The organism is Acinetobacter chengduensis, assembly GCF_003664645.1.
Taxonomy (GTDB): domain Bacteria; phylum Pseudomonadota; class Gammaproteobacteria; order Pseudomonadales; family Moraxellaceae; genus Acinetobacter; species Acinetobacter chengduensis.
Window position 1 is genome coordinate 162050 of the sequence record NZ_RCHC01000008.1, and the last position, 17531, is coordinate 179580.

Sequence of the window (17531 nt, forward strand, 5' to 3'; positions counted from 1 at the left end):
TTTCGTCGGCTTTATTTATTTAACCTTCCAATACTTGTTCAAGCAACTCTTCACTCGGCGCAAAGTAATATGCGCCATCCATTGGTGTGACAAAGTGCAATAAGCGGTCATGAATGCCGTCGCCACTCGTACCAAACATACGGACTAACATACTATCGATGATGCTTAAATCATTGGTATATGCCACAAAGAATAGACCTTGATCGCCACGACCATCTCCGTAAGGTAAAGAGTGACGCAGAATAGCCAGCTCTTCCCCCTCGCCATCTTCCACCACTGTGCGAGATACATGTGAATTTTCAGGCTGTTCATTTTCATCTAACTCAATAGACTCGAGTTTAGTACGGCCAATCACATGCTCTTGCGCATCAACTTTCAGTTTTTTCCATTTCTCTAAATTATGTGCATAACGTTGTGCAAAGATAAAAGAACCATCTGCAAAGATACCTTTATCTTCACTCAGTAATGCTGTTTCAGCACGATCATCTGGAAATTGAGGGTTTTCAGTTCCATCAATAAAGCCCGTTAAATCACGGCCATCAAAATTACGGAAGCATACCCGCTCATCTAGTACTTCAACTTTATCTTGAATACCATCAAAGAATGCTTGGCTGAGTGCAAAGCAAATATCTGTGCGCTGTGCTGCAATATGAATAAACACATCTGCAGGTGAGCTTGGCATATTAAACGAACCCGCGATAGGATCGAGCTGTGTAAACCCAACAGGTGTTTGCGTATAAAGCTGTGCCCAAAGTTCAGGGCCAAAAGCGACAGCTGTTTTAATCTCTGACTGAGGATGCTGAGTGATAAGTCGGTCACGAGTAGCAAATAAATCGTTGAGTTTTTCTTTTAATTCTTCAATGCTTAAATCATTTAAACGAAGAACAATAAAACGCGCATGATCTGATGGTAGCGGTAAAATAACAGATTGAGCGGTCATGCATGGCTCCTAAAATTTTGAATTTTTGCGTAGCTGATTCTATTGTGCCTTATCAACCGTGGAGAGGGTAGCTTAAAAGCGTATTTTTATTGCTCAAGAAGAAACCCTTGAAAACTGTAAATGTCATATAATTGTTTCACTTTTCAAAATAGTATATCAAACCATGTCCTTCCAAATTTGGCTGGCCTTTATGCTGGCATGTTGGGTCATTAGTATTTCTCCGGGTGCAGGTGCAATCGCCTCGATGTCGAGCGGTCTGAATTACGGCTTTAAACATGGCTATTGGAATGCACTAGGCTTACAGTTGGCTCTATTATTGCAAATTTGCATTGTGGCTGCTGGGGCAGGGGTACTGTTTGCGACGACGCCTTGGGCATTTCTTATTGTGAAATGGTTTGGTGTTTTGTATTTGCTCTATTTGGCTTATTTACAGTGGACAGCACCTGCACAGTCGATTGATATTCAAAATAATTTACCCAATAAATCTCGCGCTAAGTTAGTTATGTATGGCTTTTTGGTTAACATGAGTAATCCCAAAGCGATTGTTTTTTTATTGGCTGTCTTACCGCAGTTTTTAGACTTAAGCCAACCACAGTGGCCACAATATGTGATTATGGCGCTGACTATGATTAGCATCGATTTGATCGTGATGGCGGGTTATACAGGTTTAGCAGCTAAAGTACTCAGATTACTAAAATCATCGAAACAGCAAAAGTATATGAATCGCACTTTTGCAGTGTTATTTGCCTGCGCAGCCAGCTTATTGAGTTTGGTACATCAGTGATATTACAATGAGATACGTTACGCTCGACACCTATTTTGTGGGCTAAATCAATCGACTGAATAATTAAAAAAGAGTACGAAAATGTCTACAACTTTATGGGTTTTGATTTACATCTTACATTGTGTTGTAACGAAGTGGATTATCTCATGGGGCGGAGCAAGATATATTCAGGGCTGGAAAACATGGTTTTTCTTTGGCTCCTCTCAATCTGAAGAGTGGAGCAAAGATCAAGTGATTATGATGGCATGGTTCTTTTGGATTGGCTTTTCAATCTTATTTTTAATTGGACTATTTAATCCAGAGTTTCGCTTTTATAGATTAAAAAATAACTTTTAAAATACTGAAGTTATTCTGCTAGATCATATTTGGTTTGTTCTAAGAGCATATAAATCATATCTAATTCAGGGCAGTCATATCCCATGCTGGTTAAAGCTGCGGTAATTTGCCCGCGGTGATGTGTCGCATGATTGAAGACATGTAACAATGTAGCACCAAAAGGCACCGAAATCTGTTGACCCGTAGAGCTTTGATAATGAAAGGCTTGACCAAGCAAAACTGGGTCTAAGTGCTGAAGATACGCCTGCCAATGAAAAGACTTTTGCACTAATGTTTGGGTCAGCACATAGCGATCCTTTTCAATAATGCTATCTAATGCAATTTTGGGTGAATAGCCTAGACTAAAGCGCGAAAACCATAAGATATGTTCACCCAGTAATAGATGATTGAGAGTACCAAAAATACTTTTAAAAAATAGACCATTATCTTTATGAAAATCTTCATCTGAAATTTGATCTAAGCATTCGGTTAAGCGCTTTGTGGCCCAAGTATTATAACGAGCGAATAACTGAAAATTGGCAATGTCCATTATTTAGCTAAATTTCTTATTTTGAATACATAGAGTTATAACCTTTATATAGCTATAAAAAAACTGCCAGAAGGCAGTTTTTTTATAATTGAGAGTTAGGCCATTTTTTTAATTTTTTGTAGGGTAAAAATCAGTGCAAACAATATCGACATGGTCAGGACAATACTGAGGCCTGTAGAGGTATTTAAACCAGCACTTGACCACAGTCCAACCGTGACCCCAACTTGTGCAATCAAAAATGCCCAAATCACCATTTGCTTAGGTGAGTTTGCAAGTAAGCGTGCTGTAAGGGCTGGAATCACTAGAAGTGCGCCCATCAATAAAGAACCTACAGCGCGTAGTGCCAATACGGTAAATAAAGCCAGTAACATCATAAAAATTAAACGTTGCCATTTGGCATTCACACCTTCACTCACAGCCATGTCTGGGTCAATCGCAATTTGAATTTGCGCTTGCCAGTGACGATACAGCACAGCGAGTGCCAGCGAAATGACGACCGCAAACATAGGCAGGTCTGACCAACCAATGGTGAGCAGATCACCAAATAAGTAGCTGAGTAATTCAGGTCTTAAACTTGGTAAGTGCTGAATCAGCATCAAGCCTGAACAGAGCAATGTCGCAGAGCATAGCGCCAGTAGAGCATCATTGGGTAAACGCGGATCATGTAACACCCACAAAATCCCCACTAACATAATGGCCAATAACGCTACACCGACCCAGAGAGGTAAGCTTAGTGCGCCTGCAATTGCAACACCGAGTAAAGTACCATGTGCCATCGTGTCTGCAAAAAACGACATGCGACGCCACAGCATTAAACAGCCTAAAGGGGCAGTTAAAAATACCAAGAGTGTGCCCATAATCCATGCGGGTAAAAGCAGTTGTAGCCATTCCATCATGGGTTAAGCCTCTGGTTCTGGATGAATATGCGGACGGGCGTCGTGCTGACATGGCGTTGCCGCATCACCATGTGCGCAATGATCATGGTGGTGTTGATAGAACACGCGGTTATTGCCAAAGATCGCTTGATACTCAGGATGTTGCTGCACATTTTCAGGCAGACCACTACAGCAAATATGCTTGTTTAAACAGACAACGCGATGTGTACCTTGCATCACCCATTGCAAATCATGTGAGACCATCAACACTGCACAGCCATATTTTGCAGGTAAACTGCGCACATAATCATACAGCTCTGCCTCAGATTGAATGTCTAAGCCTTGCATAGGTTCATCTAAAACCAACACATCAGGGCGACGTAATAGTGCGCGTGCGAGTAATACGCGTTGACGTTCTCCACCCGACAGCTGTTGCACTTTGGACTGCTGTAACTTGGCAATGCCCGTGTCTCGAATAATCTCTTGCTTAGTTGCGCTATCGCATTTTTCTAAAGAAAGTAGATCGCAAACACGTAAGGGGAGGCTATGTGAGGGATTAAACTTTTGGGGTACGTAGGAAAACTTTAACTTCGGCTGCGTAATAATTTTGCCTGAGTTTGGTTTGGTAATACCTAAAAGTACTTTAATTAAGGTCGATTTTCCTGCGCCATTGGGACCAATTAAGGTCACAATTTCACCTTGATGTAAGGTGAAATCGACATGTTTTAAAATATCGCGTTCATCAATGCGAACAGAAACTTGATTGAGCTCTGCCAGAATAGCTGGGTTTAATGTTGTAGACGACACTGCTGACAAAGTCCTGAAATTTCAATAATGCTGTGATGAGCAGTAAATTCGTCCGATGCTGACAGTTGCTCTAATTGGTGAAGTAACCCTTGTGCAGATGCTTCTTTCACCACCTTACATTGGGTACAAATTAAAAAAGCAGCTTGATGGCCTTCACGTGGGTGACAGCAGGGAATATAGGCATTAATCGACGTAAGACGATGAATTAAGCCTTTTTCTAATAAAAAATCTAAGGTGCGATAAACCGTTGGTGGGGCTGCTGGTCGATCTGATTCACTTTTAATTTTGGCCAATAAATCATAAGCGCCCATTGGTGCAGTCGCATTTAAAATCAGTTCCAACACTTCCTTACGCAAAGGGGTGAGGCGTGCACCAGTAGACGCACATAATTGTTCAGCTTCAGCCAGACGTTGTGCAACGTTATGGTGGTCATGAACGCCATGTAGTGCATTGTGATGTTCGTGTGAACAAGTGCTCATAGCTACCCTCAAGTGCAAAACTGAAAATTTAAAAAGACATTAAATCTTAACATGAAGCGCATCAACTTACGATCAGGCATAGGTATTTTTGCAATTCTGTTATATTATAACACTTCTGATTTTGTCTGGTCTCCCTCATGTCCCGTTTCCTTGCATTTTGTGCAGTTGCACTCTTTAGTTCGATGAGCTGGGCTCAAGGCCTAGTGGTCTCAACACATCCAATCTATTTGATTGCAAAGGAAGTCACACAAGGCATAGAGGAGCCAACTTTACTCTTAGAAAATCAAACAGGTCATGATGTAAGCTTAACGCCAGCACACCGTAAAATTGTGCAAGATGCAGAATTGGTAATTTGGCTGGGCAAAGCGCACGAAGCCCCATTAGAGAAATTGCTCTCTAATAATGAAAAAAGTATTGCAATACTCGATTCAGGAATTGTGACTACTTTTCCGCTACGAAACCCAAGAGGGCAGGCCTTAGCCAATACTATTGATACGCATGTTTGGTTAGAGCCAAATAACGCTGTACGTATAGGCTTTTTTATTGCAGCACTACGTTCACAGCAGAAGCCTGCCAATCGCGAAAAATATTGGGCCAATGCTCGAAATTTTGCCCACGAAATGCTTTTAAATGCGCAACGATTAAACAAAAGTTCTAAGGCACAGCCTTATTGGGCCTATCATGATGCCTATCAATACCTTGAACGCTCACTTAATTTAAAATTTTCTGGTGCGATGACGGATGATCCGCATATCGCACCAACGCTTGCACAAATCAAGTTTTTGAATGACAGCCGACCACAAAGCAAAATGTGCCTGTTGGCGGAAGCGCACGCCAGTAAAAATCAATACCAAAAGCTGGGTGCGACTGTGTTTGAGGCTGTGGACGAAAGCATGGCGGGTCAAGATGATTTCTTGGTTGCATGGAAACAATTGGCAGAACAAACTCAAAATTGTGTGTTAAATGCGCGAAAATGATGCAAAAAATAATCAGTTATTGATTAGATTAAAAGCGGTTTATTGATTGAAAAAAACCAGACTTAGGTCGGGAAAAGATTGCATGTTCAAGGGTGTAACTCTATAATGCCTGCGATTAAAAATAATCATCAGCTAAACTTGTCAAGCATAATTGCTGTGAGTGTACAAAAATGAGCCGAACTAGTCGCTTGATTGATCGACGATTAGCGAAAGCTTTAGTCATCTTGCAAGCAGTAATGATTCCTGTTTCAGCCTTGATTGGGTGGGTCCTCAAAGACTCTACTGCGGCATTGAGTGCAGCCTTGGGTGCACTGGTCTGCTGGCTGGCAAGTTGCTACTTTACGTGGCAGTCCTTTAGAGCCGCCGGCGCCCGCGCAACCAAGCAGGTGCTGTCCAACATGTATCGTGGCATGATGGGCAAGTTTGCAATAGTGATTGTTGGATTCATTTTGATTTTGAGCAATGTAAAGCCACTGTCACCGGCTGCGTTGTTTTGTGGTTTTATCCTCGTTCAAGCCATGTCGTGGGTTGCGCCTTTTTGGGCGTCACGTCTACAGAAACGAGTTTAAGCGCAGTAGAAATTGAAAAGTTTTTTCAGGAATTAACGAGATATCAGGCAGCACGCGATATTCGTTACTTCCATTAGTTTTTTGACATTGACCAGGTGTGATTTATGGCTGCTGAAGAACATGCCCTTACTTCGACCGAGTATATCAAGCACCACTTGACCAATATGACCTATGGCAAAATGCCAGACGGTACATGGAAGTTGGCTGAGTCTGGCGCTGAAGCTCAACAGATGGGGTTCACTGCTATTCACTTGGATTCAATGGGTTGGTCAATCGGCCTTGGTATTATTTTCTGTTTGTTGTTCTGGGTTGTAGCGAAAGCTGCAAACGCTGGTGTTCCAACCAAGTTCCAGTCTGCAATCGAAATGATTATCGAGTTTGTTGACTCAAGTGTCCGCGACACATTCCATGGCAAATCACGTTTGATTGCGCCTTTAGCTTTGACCATCTTCGTGTGGATTTTCCTCATGAACTTGATGGACTTGATCCCTGTTGACTGGATTCCTTATACAGCTCAACTGATCGGCGCGAATGTGTTTGGTATGGACCCTCACCACGTTTACTTCAAAATCGTTCCATCTACTGATCCTAACATTACCCTTGGTATGGCATTATCAGTATTTGCGTTAACTATTTTCTATAGTATCCGTGAAAAAGGTCTAGTCGGATTTGGTGCAGAATTTGCGCTTAACCCATTTAACCCAAGTAACCCAGTTTTAAAAGCTATCCTGATTCCAGTAAACATTTTACTTGAATTAGTAACTTTTATTGCACGTCCAATCTCATTGGCTCTTCGACTGTTCGGTAACATGTATGCAGGTGAGTTAATCTTCATCTTAATCGCATTACTACCGTTCTGGATCCAGTGGGCGTTGTCTGTGCCTTGGGCGATCTTCCATATTCTCGTTATTACGTTACAAGCATTCATTTTCATGATGTTGACTATCGTATATATGAGTATGGCTAGCGAAAAGCATTAATGGTATTGCCTGACTATCGAAGATAGTTAGGCGCACAATTTTTTATTTTAATTTGGTATAAACCTAACCTCTGAGGAATTATCATGGAACTCACTTTAGGTCTAGTTGCAATTGCATCTGCTATCTTGATCGCTTTTGGTGCTTTAGGTACTGCGATTGGTTTTGGTCTTCTAGGCGGCCGTTTCTTAGAAGCTGTTGCTCGTCAACCAGAATTGGCTCCACAACTTCAAACTCGTATGTTCTTAATCGCGGGTCTTCTTGATGCTGTGCCTATGATCGGTGTTGGTATTGGCTTGTTCTTCATCTTCGCTAATCCATTTGTAGGTTAATCAGCTTAATTCCTAAATTAAACTATTGAGGAATAGCAATGAATATCAACCTCACATTGATTGGCCAAGCGATTGCATTTGCGATTTTTGTCGCATTCTGCATGAAGTTTGTATGGCCACCACTAATCAATGCGATTAGTGAGCGTCAGCGTAAAATCGCTGATGGCTTAAATGCTGCTGAAAAAGCGAAAGCTGATCTTGCGGATGCGCAAGCTCAAGTAAAAGCTGAATTAGACGCGGCTAAAGCACAAGCGGCTCAATTGATCGAACAAGCGAACCGTCGCGCTGCGCAATTGGTAGAAGAAGCTCGCACTCAAGCATCTGCTGAAGGTGAACGTATTCGTCAACAAGCTAAAGAAGCTGTTGATACAGATATCAATGCTGCACGCGAAGAATTACGTCAACATGTTGCTGCTCTTGCAGTTTCTGGTGCAGAGAAAATTCTGAACCAACAAGTTGATGCAGAAGCTCACAATGCCATGCTGACTCAGCTGGCTGCTAAACTTTAAGAGAGGCAGATTATGGCTGAACTCTTGACGTTGGCACGCCCATATGCAAAAGCAGCATTTGCTTACGCATCTGAGCAAAATGCAGCTGACTCATGGTCAACTGCGCTTGAATTGCTCAGTGCTACAGTACAAGACGAAGCATTTTCAGCTTACTTAAATCGTCCTGAGCTTACTCCTGCAGAGCAGGTGTCTGTTTTGGCAAAAGTTTTAGGTGAAGACCAAACTGCAGCAGTGTCAAACTTTTTGACATTGCTTGCTGAAAACAACCGTTTGGTACTTCTTCCTGAGATTGCTGCGGAATTTGAACAGCTCAAATCACAGAATAACAATACTGTGGATGTTGTGATTGAATCAGCATTCCCATTGACTTCTGTACAGGAACAATTACTTACACATGCATTAGAGAAGAAATTCGAAGCTGCAGTAAATGTAACTGTTGAAGTAAAACCAGAGTTAATTGCTGGTGTAGTTATTCGTGCAGGCGACCAAGTGATAGATGATTCTGCGCTTAATAAGCTTGAAAAAATGCGGACTCGTCTTCTAGCGTAATTATTTTAAAAATTACTGCGTAAGAAGACTGAACTTACATAAAGATTGAGGTATAGCGCAATGCAACAACTGAATCCATCCGAGATCAGTGCGCTCATTAAACAGCGTATCGGCGATCTGGACACCAGCGCAACCGCTAAAAACGAAGGTACCATTGTTATGGTATCTGACGGTATTGTGCGCATTCACGGTCTTGCTGATGCAATGTACGGTGAAATGATCGAATTCGACGGCGGCCTTTACGGTATGGCACTGAACCTAGAACAGGATTCAGTGGGCGTCGTTGTTTTAGGTAACTACTTAAGCCTTCAAGAAGGTCAAAAAGCTCGTTGCACAGGTCGTGTATTAGAAGTTCCGGTTGGTCCAGAACTTTTAGGCCGTGTAGTAGATGCTTTGGGTAACCCAATTGACGGTAAAGGCCCTATCGATGCTAAATTAACTGATGCTGTTGAAAAAGTAGCACCAGGCGTAATTTGGCGTCAATCAGTGGATGAACCTGTACAAACTGGTTATAAATCAGTAGATACAATGATTCCAGTAGGCCGTGGTCAACGTGAGTTGATCATTGGTGACCGTCAAACTGGTAAAACAGCGATGGCGATCGATGCGATTATCGCTCAGAAAAACTCTGGCATTAAATGTGTATACGTAGCAGTTGGTCAAAAACAATCAACTATCGCTAACGTTGTACGCAAGCTAGAAGAAACTGGCGCTATGGCGTATACAACTGTTGTAGCAGCAGCGGCAGCGGATCCAGCAGCAATGCTTTTCCTTGCTCCGTACTCAGGCTGTACAATGGGCGAATACTTCCGTGATCGCGGTGAAGACGCTTTGATTATTTACGATGATTTGTCTAAGCAAGCTGTTGCTTACCGTCAAATTTCATTGTTATTACGTCGTCCACCAGGTCGTGAAGCTTACCCAGGTGACGTATTCTATCTTCACTCTCGTCTTCTTGAACGTGCTTCGCGCGTTTCTGCTGACTACGTTGAGAAATTCACGAATGGTGAAGTTAAAGGCCAAACTGGTTCTTTGACTGCATTGCCAATCATTGAAACTCAAGCGGGTGACGTATCTGCATTCGTACCAACGAACGTAATTTCGATTACTGATGGTCAGATCTTCCTTGAAACATCATTATTCAACGCAGGTATTCGTCCTGCTGTGAACGCGGGTATCTCTGTATCTCGTGTTGGTGGTTCTGCGCAAACTAAGATCATCAAAAAATTGTCTGGTGGTATCCGTACCGCTTTGGCTCAATATCGTGAATTAGCAGCGTTTGCTCAGTTTGCTTCTGACCTTGATGAAGCAACTCGTAAGCAATTAGAACACGGTCAACGCGTAACTGAATTAATGAAGCAAAAACAATATGCTCCATATTCAATCGCTGACCAAGCTGTTTCAATTTATGCATCTAACGAAGGCTACATGGCTGACGTAGAAGTGAAGAAAATCGTTGCATTTGATGCTGCGCTTATTTCTTACTTCCGTTCAGAAAATGCTGCTTTGATGCAAAAAATTGACGAGACTGGCGCATTCGATAAAGAAATCGAAGCGGCAATCAAAGCTGGTGTTGAAAGCTTCAAAGCGACTCAAACTTACTAAGTTCAACTGTGTTGAATTTAGTGTTGGTTTGGTTCACGGATCAACCTTCGGAAGCTCGAAAGGGCTTTCGAATACTAGGTTAAGCGTATGGCAAATTTAAAAGAAATTCGCGCCAAAGTAGCTAGTATCAAAAGCACGCAGAAAATTACTCGCGCGATGCAGATGGTAGCAGCTTCTAAGATGCGTCGTGCGCAAGAGCGCATGGCTCAAGGCCGTCCGTATGCCGAAAATATGCACCGTGTAATTGCTCATTTGGTTCAAGCGAATCCTGAATACAAACACCGTTATATGGTTGAACGCCCTGTTAAGCGCGTTGGCTATATTATCGTGTCTTCAGATCGTGGCCTTGCTGGTGGTTTGAACATTAACTTGTTCAAGAAAGTGGTAAAACACGTTCAACAGCAACAAGAGCAGTCAATTGAAGTTCAATTTGCTTTGATTGGTCAAAAAGCGGTTTCGTTTTTTAAAAACTACGGCGGTAAAGTGCTGGGTGCAACTACAAACGTAGGTGACGCGCCAGCGCTTGAACAGTTAACTGGTTCTGTACAAGTGATGTTGGATGCTTTTGATAAAGGCGAGTTAGATCGTATTTATCTAGTGTCAAACGGCTTTGTCAATGCCATGACTCAAAATCAAAAAATCGAACAGCTTGTTCCTTTAGCAGCTGCTGAGGAAAGCGAAGGTCTAAACCGTCAATACGGTTGGGACTACTTATATGAACCAGAAGCAGAAGAACTGCTCAATGGTTTATTGGTTCGCTATATTGAGTCTATGGTTTATCAAGGCGTGATTGAAAACATCGCGTGTGAGCAGTCTGCGCGTATGGTTGCAATGAAAGCTGCAACTGATAACGCGGGTGACCTCATTAAGAGCCTGCAACTTATTTATAACAAGCTGCGTCAAGCCGCGATTACTCAGGAAATTTCTGAGATCGTTGGTGGTGCCGCTGCCGTTTAACATTATTTTGAATTGAGGAGACAGCAATGAGTAGCGGTCGTATCATTCAGATCATCGGCGCGGTTATCGACGTCGAGTTTGAACGCAACAGCGTTCCTAAGATCTATGACGCTCTTCACGTTGATGGAACTGAAACTACTTTAGAAGTTCAGCAACAACTTGGTGATGGCGTAGTTCGTACTATTGCAATGGGTTCTACTGAAGGCCTTAAGCGTGGTTTGAACGTAACTAATACTGGCGCGCCTATCTCTGTACCTGTAGGTACTGCATGTTTAGGCCGTATCATGGACGTTCTTGGTCGCCCTATCGACGAAGCTGGTCCTGTTGGTACTGAAGCTCGTTTGCCAATTCACCGTCAAGCGCCTTCTTATGCAGAACAAGCTGCTTCTACTGACCTTTTAGAAACTGGTATTAAAGTCATTGACTTACTTTGCCCGTTCGCTAAAGGTGGTAAAGTTGGTCTGTTCGGTGGTGCCGGTGTTGGTAAAACTGTAAACATGATGGAGTTGATCAACAACATCGCTAAAGCTCACTCAGGTTTATCTGTGTTTGCTGGTGTTGGTGAACGTACTCGTGAAGGTAACGACTTCTATCACGAAATGAAAGACTCAAACGTTCTAGACAAAGTAGCAATGGTCTACGGTCAGATGAACGAGCCACCAGGTAACCGTTTACGCGTAGCGTTGACTGGTTTGACTATGGCTGAGTACTTCCGTGACGAGAAAGACGAAAACGGTAAAGGCCGTGACGTACTATTGTTCGTAGACAACATCTACCGTTATACACTAGCGGGTACTGAAGTATCAGCACTTCTAGGTCGTATGCCATCTGCAGTAGGTTACCAACCGACTCTTGCAGAAGAGATGGGTGTTCTTCAAGAACGTATTACATCGACTAAGTCTGGTTCTATTACGTCAATCCAAGCGGTATACGTACCTGCCGATGACTTAACAGATCCATCGCCTGCAACTACGTTCGCTCACTTGGACGCAACTGTTGTATTGAGCCGTGACATCGCATCTTCTGGTATTTACCCAGCGATCGATCCACTTGACTCAACTTCACGTCAGTTAGATCCACTTGTAGTAGGTGCTGAGCATTACGAAATCGCTCGTTCAGTTCAAAACGTTCTTCAACGTTATAAAGAATTGAAAGACATTATCGCAATTCTTGGTATGGACGAATTGGCTGAAGAAGACAAACTTACTGTATACCGTGCACGTAAGATCCAACGTTTCTTCTCTCAACCGTTCCACGTAGCTGAAGTGTTTACTGGTGCTCCTGGTAAACTTGTACCGCTTAAAGAAACAATTCGTGGCTTTAAAGGTCTTCTAGCTGGTGAATACGATCACATCCCAGAACAAGCGTTCTACATGGTTGGTGGTATTGACGAAGTTATTGCTAAAGCTGAGAAACTTTAATTAGTTACCTAATTTAGGAGATTCTCATGTCAACTATGCAATGTGACGTTGTAAGTGTAAAAGAGTCTTTATACTCTGGCACTGTAACTATGCTAATTGCTAAAGGTGCTGGTGGTGAGTTGGGTATTATGCCTGGCCACGCGCCACTAGTAACTTTGCTTAAGCCGGGCGCGATCCGCGTTCTGCTTGAAAATGGTACAGAAGAATTAATCTATGTATCAGGTGGTGTACTTGAGGTTCAACCGCATGTCGTTACGGTTCTTGCAGATACTGCAGTCCGTGCCGAAAACTTAGATGAAGCTGCAATTATTGAAGCACGTAAAAATGCTGAACAATTGTTAGCAAATCAAAAGAGCGATTTGGACGCTGCTGCTGCTTTGGCTGCTCTTGCAGAAACTGCTGCTCAGTTGGAAACCATCCGCAAAATCAAAAACCGCGCTCAATAAGAGACGGTTTGAGATTGAAAAACCACCCGAAAGGGTGGTTTTTTTATATAAAATTTAAGAAAAAGGAGGGAATATGAGAGTTTATGTAGATAAAAATAGTAATGTAGTAGTAAATGAGACAGAAATATTTGATCAATGCCTTTGTATAAAATGTAAAATTGAAATCAAACAGAATGTTATTGTTAATATTGCAAATAGTGAAAACTATGGAGATTTTCAACTTTACAAGAATTATAAAATTTTAAAGTGTATTAATTGTGATTCAATTACTTATAAAAACGAAGTTGTTAATTCAGAAGAGGTTTTTCAAATAGGTGAGGAGTATGACGGCACTCCTATTTATGAAGATAATGCACAAATTCAATTATATCCAATACGAGATGAAGAAACAGCTTTTTCAAAAGAGTTTGAAAAAATTTTGCCTAAAGAAATTTATTTGACGTATGAAGAAGTAATTATTGCTTTAAATAATAAGATGCCTTTATTAACAGCATTAGGTTTAAGAACACTTTTGGAACAAATAATTAAGTATTTTGGAAACTCTGATGATTTGGGGGTTATTTTAAATCAGTTTGAACAAGATGGGTTTATCTCAACTAAGCAAAGAGGGTTACTTGATGATATACGTTATTTAGGTAATGATGCAGCACATCGAGCTGACAGTAAGTCGAGAAAAGATCTAATTCTCCATTTGAAGGTTTTAGAAAATTTGATTCATCAACTTTTTGTATATTATAAATTGGAGGATGGTGTCTCAAAAAAGTAGTAAAGGGTATTAGATTAAAACGATCTCCAAGACACCCTATACCCATAGTACGAGAAACGACACATAAAAGAAAACCCAAAAAAATACTTTAAGTATTTAAAATTGAGGAGTAATGAAAATACCTTATTTTTATTAATTTAAATTAAGGATGTGCTATCTAAAGTTGTATGTATTTTATCCATAATTTTTCTTAATCTATCACAATATTATTTGCTGGTTTCAATTCTATGCACCTCATTGCCTATGAACCACATTTTTGGGAACTTTATCGCGACGACACTCATTATTATCTCAGTATTGCGGTGGATATGAGCTCCGTGGTGTCCTGCTGGGATTTAGTTCTAAACCAAGATGAAGTACAAGCGTATGAACATCGTGGTCGTGCGAGTATTCAGGAATTAGCAAAGCTAATGATTGAGCAAGCCTACAAAGGCGATTTCAGCAATATGGAAAGCCGTTTAGCGAAACCGTATGAGCGCCATGCCATGCAAAGCGCATATAAAACTTGGCAGGACAGCCAAAAAGTAGATTAATCTAATATCGGTAAAATAGAAAACTCACCTTGAGCGATAATTTTGACTTTAAAAATTTCCGTAAAGCCTTCATTGCACTGTGGAACTTGAATTTTTTTATAGGTTGCTCGGACGCCAGCTTCAGGAATATTGGCTTTACCTTGGCGCAGACGGTTACGCGCTAAAGTACTATCCAAATCCGTTTCAAAATAATAAGCAATCACTTCAAACCCTGCATCAATTGCACGTTGAATATAGCGTGCCCGAGATTCACGGTCGGGGTTGGTATTGTCGATCACTAGTTTAGTTTTTGAGGCCAAAGCAGCTTCAAATAATATATTTTCACGATGACGTGTTTTTAACATATCCAAATTTAGGCGCAAATGAGTGGTATAAAAATACTGTTTATAGAACGTCGATTTGCCTGAAGCCTGAACGCCAGAAAAAATAATCAGTTGCATGTAAATTTATACTTATCATGGGTTTGAAACATCATTAAAGCATGTCGCCATGTATTCAGCAATTTTCCAAATAACCCAGTGATATGTTGCTTAATTAATGTAGGAATCAGCTACAATTTGCGTCATTGACCACTTTATAACGAAGAATAAAACCATGCAGCAGATCCAAGGTGTATCGCTAAAAAAATTTCCAAACAGTGAATTGGAATATCTGTCTATTTCTAATCAATATTGCGATGCCAAAATTGCCTTACAGGGCGGGCAGATTCTCGAATTTTATTCCAAAGTGGCGCAGCGTCCATTACTTTGGTTGTCGGACTTAAATGGCTATCAAGCAGAAAAAGCGATTCGAGGCGGTATTCCACTGTGCTTTCCTTGGTTTGGTGCACATGCTTCACAAGCGGATTTACCTGCACATGGTTTTGCGCGAAATTTGATTTGGCACTGTGACCAAATTAAGCAAGATGAGACAGGTCATTATATTCATTTGAGCTTAACTGACAGTGAAAAGACAAGAAAATATTGGAATTATGCATTTAACTTACAAATGAAGATTCACTGTGGAAAGAATTTAGAGTTAATATTTAAATTGCAAAATACAGATGAAAAAAGTTTTGAGTTTGGTTTTGCATGGCATAGTTATTTCCCAGCACATACGATGCAGGCAAGAATTATAGGCCTGAATGGACTCGATTATATTGATCAGTTGGATCAAAATAAAATTAAGCAACAGGCAGAAGCTGAAATTACATTTGATGCAGAATTAGATCGAATTTATTCGCATACGGCAGGGCAGTTTGTATTACAACAAGGCAATGAACAATCTATTTGCATTGCAAGTTCTGCAAAAAGCGCAGTCATTTGGAATCCTTGGGTTGATAAAGCAAAACGTATGGCCGATGTGGCAGATGAGGCATGGCGTGATTTTGTCTGTGTTGAATGTGGTCAGATTGCATCCGCAACCCAAAGTTTAAATGCTGGTGACAGTATTCAGTTTGAACTTAAAATCAGAGATGAATCATAAAATAAGAGCCAAAACTATTGGGTCTATTTGGTTTAATTATATAAGATCTTTGCTTGTGATATGACCTTGATGATTTTGTCATCTAGGTCATTTTACCTACTGATCGCATGTTAATGATTTAAATAAAATAGAATAACAATATGAAAATATCTACTTGTAAATTTTTAATTAGCTTGGTGATTTGTGCTTTATTGAGTGCTTGTCAAACTGCGCAGTATGTAACAAAACCAAATTATCCAACTGAAGCATCTTTGGTGGCCAACGCCTATGAAAATGGGCTGAGTGCAGAGTTAGATTTGCCTTATTTGCAAGCTTACTTTAACTTAAAGCAAGCCTACCAACGTTGCGTGGCATTTAGCACAGACCAAACTTTAGTATTTACAGATAATCGCTTAGAGCAAGAGATTGAATTAGGAACACTATTTGCCAAAACAGAGCATGGTGAGTTTCTACAAAAAACCTTGGTTGAAGGCTTAGGGCAAAATAAAACCCGTATCAGTCTATTTTTGCCCAAACAATATAAGTTTGCCAAACAGCGTTTTAAGCAGGATGTATTACGGGCTTTAGGTCAAGATTCAGCCTGTAATTTGGGGGTGGTCATTCCCATTGAAAGTTAAGAACTTGGTTGTTCTGGAAACTCCTGACGTTGCCCACCCTCATAACTGGCAAATCTGACTTGCTCACGTGCGAACACTGGCGCTGGGCTTGGCCAAGGCCATTCACCAAAATGAGTTGCACGGTAACGGCGAAATGCATCGTCTAACTCTTGATTGGTATTTAATACAAAGGGGCCACGCATTGCGACGGGCGCACCAATAGGTTCACCTTCAAGCCATAAAATTCGCGCTTCTGTCTCACCTGCTTGGAGTTGAATATCCACATCGGGTCTCAGCTCAGCCAAATGCTTATGCTGAATGTTGGTTTCTGCTAACTCGAGTGTGTCACCTTGATAAAAATAGGCAAATCGCGTTGCTGTCGCCGTTGTGGCTGGAATGCTGAGTGTGGCATGGGGAGCTAGAGTGATGAGATAAATATTGACTTTGTTTTCTGGTGTAGCTGCCCATGAATGTGGTGGTCGTGCAATGGCTTGAGTGCCTTGATATTGCCCTGAAATCACACGAATATCAGCTTCATGACCTTGAGCATCTTTTACATTTACATGCGGGATATGCTCACGCCAAAACATTTTATAGTCCGCAGGTTGTTGCTTTTGTTCAGGGGATGAATTAAACCAAATTTGAAATAATTCAAAGGGATTTTCACGATCTTCATTGAGTAGCGGAAACATCTCGCAATGCTCAACGCCATTGCCGGTACTCAGCCATTGCACATCGCCAGCACCATATCGACCGCCATTCCCCAGCGAATCAAAATGATCCACAATCCCTTGTTCGACCAAGGTAATAGTTTCAAAGCCTGTATGGGGATGCTCAGGGAACCCCGGCACAGTCTCACCATAATACATATTAAATTCTTGATGTTGCGCAGGTGTGGCTGGACCTAAGTTGGCATTGGCTTTGGGAAAGTGATCAATATGATGTGCAGTAAACAGAAACGGATCTTTTAAATCGAGGCGAAAAGTAATGGGAGTAAGGGCATAAATGACCGCGTCAGACATGGCTATTTTCTCTCTTTTATTTTTGGCTATTGCTTTAATTTAAGAGTGAATGTAGCGC

At 41.4% G+C, this 17531-nt stretch carries 23 protein-coding genes; 16 read left to right on the forward strand and 7 right to left on the reverse strand.

Translation table 11 applies throughout. The annotated features are described in order from the left end of the window. Nucleotides 1-19: 19 nt before the first annotated feature. A complete protein-coding gene (locus D9K81_RS09210; RefSeq protein ID WP_120375730.1) occupies nt 20-940 on the reverse strand; it encodes a Dyp-type peroxidase in 921 nt (306 codons plus the stop codon). Nucleotides 941-1103: 163 nt separating this feature from the next. Between D9K81_RS09210 and D9K81_RS09215 the strand changes: the two genes are divergently transcribed. Together D9K81_RS09215 and D9K81_RS09220 are read left to right on the forward strand one after the other, a co-directional pair. Continuing rightward, complete coding sequence (locus tag D9K81_RS09215) at nt 1104-1724, forward strand: LysE family transporter (RefSeq protein WP_120375731.1); 621 nt, start codon at nt 1104-1106, stop codon at nt 1722-1724. A gap of 81 nt (nt 1725-1805) precedes the next feature. Then, nucleotides 1806-2060, forward strand: coding sequence for a hypothetical protein (locus D9K81_RS09220; protein WP_120375732.1), 255 nt, complete (start codon nt 1806-1808; stop codon nt 2058-2060). Between the two features lie 10 nt (nt 2061-2070). Here the strand turns inward: D9K81_RS09220 and D9K81_RS09225 are convergent, their stop codons facing one another. From D9K81_RS09225 to D9K81_RS09240, 4 genes are all read right to left on the reverse strand, one after another. Then, nucleotides 2071-2589 carry a DinB family protein gene (locus D9K81_RS09225; RefSeq protein WP_120375733.1) on the reverse strand — a complete coding sequence of 173 codons (519 nt, stop codon included), beginning with the start codon at nt 2587-2589 and terminating at the stop codon, nt 2071-2073. A gap of 95 nt (nt 2590-2684) precedes the next feature. Then, nucleotides 2685-3485 (reverse strand): zinc ABC transporter permease subunit ZnuB, encoded by an 801-nt coding sequence (gene znuB / locus D9K81_RS09230; protein WP_120375734.1) that lies wholly within the window; start codon nt 3483-3485, stop codon nt 2685-2687. Nucleotides 3486-3488: 3 nt separating this feature from the next. Further along, nucleotides 3489-4271, reverse strand: coding sequence for a metal ABC transporter ATP-binding protein (gene znuC, locus D9K81_RS09235; RefSeq protein ID WP_207667514.1), 783 nt, complete (start codon nt 4269-4271; stop codon nt 3489-3491). After that, nucleotides 4253-4750, reverse strand: a complete 498-nt coding sequence (locus D9K81_RS09240; protein WP_106985306.1) for a transcriptional repressor — start codon at nt 4748-4750, stop codon at nt 4253-4255. Before D9K81_RS09240 ends, znuC begins: the two co-directional genes overlap by 19 nt. 137 nt (nt 4751-4887) lie before the next feature. Between D9K81_RS09240 and D9K81_RS09245 the strand changes: the two genes are divergently transcribed. The 12 genes from D9K81_RS09245 to D9K81_RS09300 all read left to right on the forward strand — a co-directional run bounded on the left by D9K81_RS09245 (nt 4888) and on the right by D9K81_RS09300 (nt 14391). Continuing rightward, a complete protein-coding gene (locus D9K81_RS09245; protein ID WP_120375736.1) occupies nt 4888-5727 on the forward strand; it encodes a metal ABC transporter solute-binding protein, Zn/Mn family in 840 nt (279 codons plus the stop codon). A 170-nt stretch (nt 5728-5897) separates the two neighbouring features. Continuing rightward, on the forward strand, nt 5898-6296 hold the full coding sequence (locus tag D9K81_RS09250) for an ATP synthase subunit I (RefSeq protein WP_106985339.1): 399 nt from the start codon (nt 5898-5900) through the stop codon (nt 6294-6296). A 104-nt stretch (nt 6297-6400) separates the two neighbouring features. Continuing rightward, the gene (atpB, locus tag D9K81_RS09255) at nt 6401-7276 is read left to right on the forward strand and encodes a F0F1 ATP synthase subunit A (protein WP_120375737.1); all 876 of its coding nucleotides are present in this window, start codon (nt 6401-6403) and stop codon (nt 7274-7276) included. Between the two features lie 83 nt (nt 7277-7359). Further along, nucleotides 7360-7605 (forward strand): F0F1 ATP synthase subunit C, encoded by a 246-nt coding sequence (gene atpE, locus D9K81_RS09260; protein WP_000424060.1) that lies wholly within the window; start codon nt 7360-7362, stop codon nt 7603-7605. A 38-nt stretch (nt 7606-7643) separates the two neighbouring features. Further along, nucleotides 7644-8114: a F0F1 ATP synthase subunit B gene (locus D9K81_RS09265; RefSeq protein ID WP_120375738.1), complete on the forward strand. Its 471-nt coding sequence runs from the start codon at nt 7644-7646 to the stop codon at nt 8112-8114. A gap of 12 nt (nt 8115-8126) precedes the next feature. After that, nucleotides 8127-8663, forward strand: coding sequence for a F0F1 ATP synthase subunit delta (locus D9K81_RS09270; protein WP_120375739.1), 537 nt, complete (start codon nt 8127-8129; stop codon nt 8661-8663). A 60-nt stretch (nt 8664-8723) separates the two neighbouring features. Beyond that, the gene (gene atpA, locus D9K81_RS09275) at nt 8724-10268 is read left to right on the forward strand and encodes a F0F1 ATP synthase subunit alpha (RefSeq protein ID WP_120375740.1); all 1545 of its coding nucleotides are present in this window, start codon (nt 8724-8726) and stop codon (nt 10266-10268) included. Nucleotides 10269-10355: 87 nt separating this feature from the next. After that, a complete protein-coding gene (gene atpG, locus D9K81_RS09280; RefSeq protein ID WP_120375741.1) occupies nt 10356-11225 on the forward strand; it encodes a F0F1 ATP synthase subunit gamma in 870 nt (289 codons plus the stop codon). A 26-nt stretch (nt 11226-11251) separates the two neighbouring features. Beyond that, entirely contained in the window at nt 11252-12646 is a 1395-nt protein-coding gene (gene atpD, locus D9K81_RS09285) for a F0F1 ATP synthase subunit beta (protein ID WP_005012065.1), read from the forward strand. A gap of 26 nt (nt 12647-12672) precedes the next feature. Next, a complete protein-coding gene (locus D9K81_RS09290; protein ID WP_120375742.1) occupies nt 12673-13092 on the forward strand; it encodes a F0F1 ATP synthase subunit epsilon in 420 nt (139 codons plus the stop codon). A gap of 73 nt (nt 13093-13165) precedes the next feature. Further along, nucleotides 13166-13858, forward strand: a complete 693-nt coding sequence (locus tag D9K81_RS09295; RefSeq protein WP_227602068.1) for a DUF4145 domain-containing protein — start codon at nt 13166-13168, stop codon at nt 13856-13858. A gap of 227 nt (nt 13859-14085) precedes the next feature. Continuing rightward, nucleotides 14086-14391 carry a hypothetical protein gene (locus D9K81_RS09300; RefSeq protein ID WP_120375743.1) on the forward strand — a complete coding sequence of 102 codons (306 nt, stop codon included), beginning with the start codon at nt 14086-14088 and terminating at the stop codon, nt 14389-14391. On the opposite strand, the gene D9K81_RS09305 is transcribed toward D9K81_RS09300, so the two are convergent. Further along, nucleotides 14388-14831, reverse strand: coding sequence for an ATP-binding protein (locus D9K81_RS09305; protein WP_120375744.1), 444 nt, complete (start codon nt 14829-14831; stop codon nt 14388-14390). The genes D9K81_RS09300 and D9K81_RS09305 overlap by 4 nt on opposite strands. A 154-nt stretch (nt 14832-14985) precedes the next feature. Here D9K81_RS09305 and D9K81_RS09310 point away from each other — a divergent pair, with 154 nt between their 5' ends. Together D9K81_RS09310 and D9K81_RS09315 are read left to right on the forward strand one after the other, a co-directional pair. Then, nucleotides 14986-15855 (forward strand): D-hexose-6-phosphate mutarotase, encoded by an 870-nt coding sequence (locus D9K81_RS09310; protein WP_120375745.1) that lies wholly within the window; start codon nt 14986-14988, stop codon nt 15853-15855. 140 nt (nt 15856-15995) lie between these two features. Then, the gene (locus tag D9K81_RS09315; RefSeq protein ID WP_120375746.1) at nt 15996-16472 is read left to right on the forward strand and encodes a hypothetical protein; all 477 of its coding nucleotides are present in this window, start codon (nt 15996-15998) and stop codon (nt 16470-16472) included. On the opposite strand, the gene D9K81_RS09320 is transcribed toward D9K81_RS09315, so the two are convergent. Beyond that, complete coding sequence (locus D9K81_RS09320; RefSeq protein WP_120375747.1) at nt 16469-17473, reverse strand: pirin family protein; 1005 nt, start codon at nt 17471-17473, stop codon at nt 16469-16471. The genes D9K81_RS09315 and D9K81_RS09320 overlap by 4 nt on opposite strands. Nucleotides 17474-17531 lie beyond the last annotated feature (58 nt).

What these genes read in the sequence shown, in the direction of transcription:
- D9K81_RS09210 (WP_120375730.1), bottom strand. Translation starts at nt 940, where the DNA reads ATGACCGCTCAATCTGTTATTTTACCGCTACCATCAGATCATGCGCGT.
- D9K81_RS09215 (WP_120375731.1), top strand. Translation starts at nt 1,104, where the DNA reads ATGTCCTTCCAAATTTGGCTGGCCTTTATGCTGGCATGTTGGGTCATT.
- D9K81_RS09220 (WP_120375732.1), top strand. Translation starts at nt 1,806, where the DNA reads ATGTCTACAACTTTATGGGTTTTGATTTACATCTTACATTGTGTTGTA.
- D9K81_RS09225 (WP_120375733.1), bottom strand. Translation starts at nt 2,589, where the DNA reads ATGGACATTGCCAATTTTCAGTTATTCGCTCGTTATAATACTTGGGCC.
- znuB (WP_120375734.1), bottom strand. Translation starts at nt 3,485, where the DNA reads ATGATGGAATGGCTACAACTGCTTTTACCCGCATGGATTATGGGCACA.
- D9K81_RS09240 (WP_106985306.1), bottom strand. Translation starts at nt 4,750, where the DNA reads ATGAGCACTTGTTCACACGAACATCACAATGCACTACATGGCGTTCAT.
- D9K81_RS09245 (WP_120375736.1), top strand. Translation starts at nt 4,888, where the DNA reads ATGTCCCGTTTCCTTGCATTTTGTGCAGTTGCACTCTTTAGTTCGATG.
- D9K81_RS09250 (WP_106985339.1), top strand. Translation starts at nt 5,898, where the DNA reads ATGAGCCGAACTAGTCGCTTGATTGATCGACGATTAGCGAAAGCTTTA.
- atpB (WP_120375737.1), top strand. Translation starts at nt 6,401, where the DNA reads ATGGCTGCTGAAGAACATGCCCTTACTTCGACCGAGTATATCAAGCAC.
- atpE (WP_000424060.1), top strand. Translation starts at nt 7,360, where the DNA reads ATGGAACTCACTTTAGGTCTAGTTGCAATTGCATCTGCTATCTTGATC.
- D9K81_RS09265 (WP_120375738.1), top strand. Translation starts at nt 7,644, where the DNA reads ATGAATATCAACCTCACATTGATTGGCCAAGCGATTGCATTTGCGATT.
- D9K81_RS09270 (WP_120375739.1), top strand. Translation starts at nt 8,127, where the DNA reads ATGGCTGAACTCTTGACGTTGGCACGCCCATATGCAAAAGCAGCATTT.
- atpA (WP_120375740.1), top strand. Translation starts at nt 8,724, where the DNA reads ATGCAACAACTGAATCCATCCGAGATCAGTGCGCTCATTAAACAGCGT.
- atpG (WP_120375741.1), top strand. Translation starts at nt 10,356, where the DNA reads ATGGCAAATTTAAAAGAAATTCGCGCCAAAGTAGCTAGTATCAAAAGC.
- atpD (WP_005012065.1), top strand. Translation starts at nt 11,252, where the DNA reads ATGAGTAGCGGTCGTATCATTCAGATCATCGGCGCGGTTATCGACGTC.
- D9K81_RS09290 (WP_120375742.1), top strand. Translation starts at nt 12,673, where the DNA reads ATGTCAACTATGCAATGTGACGTTGTAAGTGTAAAAGAGTCTTTATAC.
- D9K81_RS09295 (WP_227602068.1), top strand. Translation starts at nt 13,166, where the DNA reads ATGAGAGTTTATGTAGATAAAAATAGTAATGTAGTAGTAAATGAGACA.
- D9K81_RS09300 (WP_120375743.1), top strand. Translation starts at nt 14,086, where the DNA reads ATGCACCTCATTGCCTATGAACCACATTTTTGGGAACTTTATCGCGAC.
- D9K81_RS09305 (WP_120375744.1), bottom strand. Translation starts at nt 14,831, where the DNA reads ATGCAACTGATTATTTTTTCTGGCGTTCAGGCTTCAGGCAAATCGACG.
- D9K81_RS09310 (WP_120375745.1), top strand. Translation starts at nt 14,986, where the DNA reads ATGCAGCAGATCCAAGGTGTATCGCTAAAAAAATTTCCAAACAGTGAA.
- D9K81_RS09315 (WP_120375746.1), top strand. Translation starts at nt 15,996, where the DNA reads ATGAAAATATCTACTTGTAAATTTTTAATTAGCTTGGTGATTTGTGCT.
- D9K81_RS09320 (WP_120375747.1), bottom strand. Translation starts at nt 17,473, where the DNA reads ATGTCTGACGCGGTCATTTATGCCCTTACTCCCATTACTTTTCGCCTC.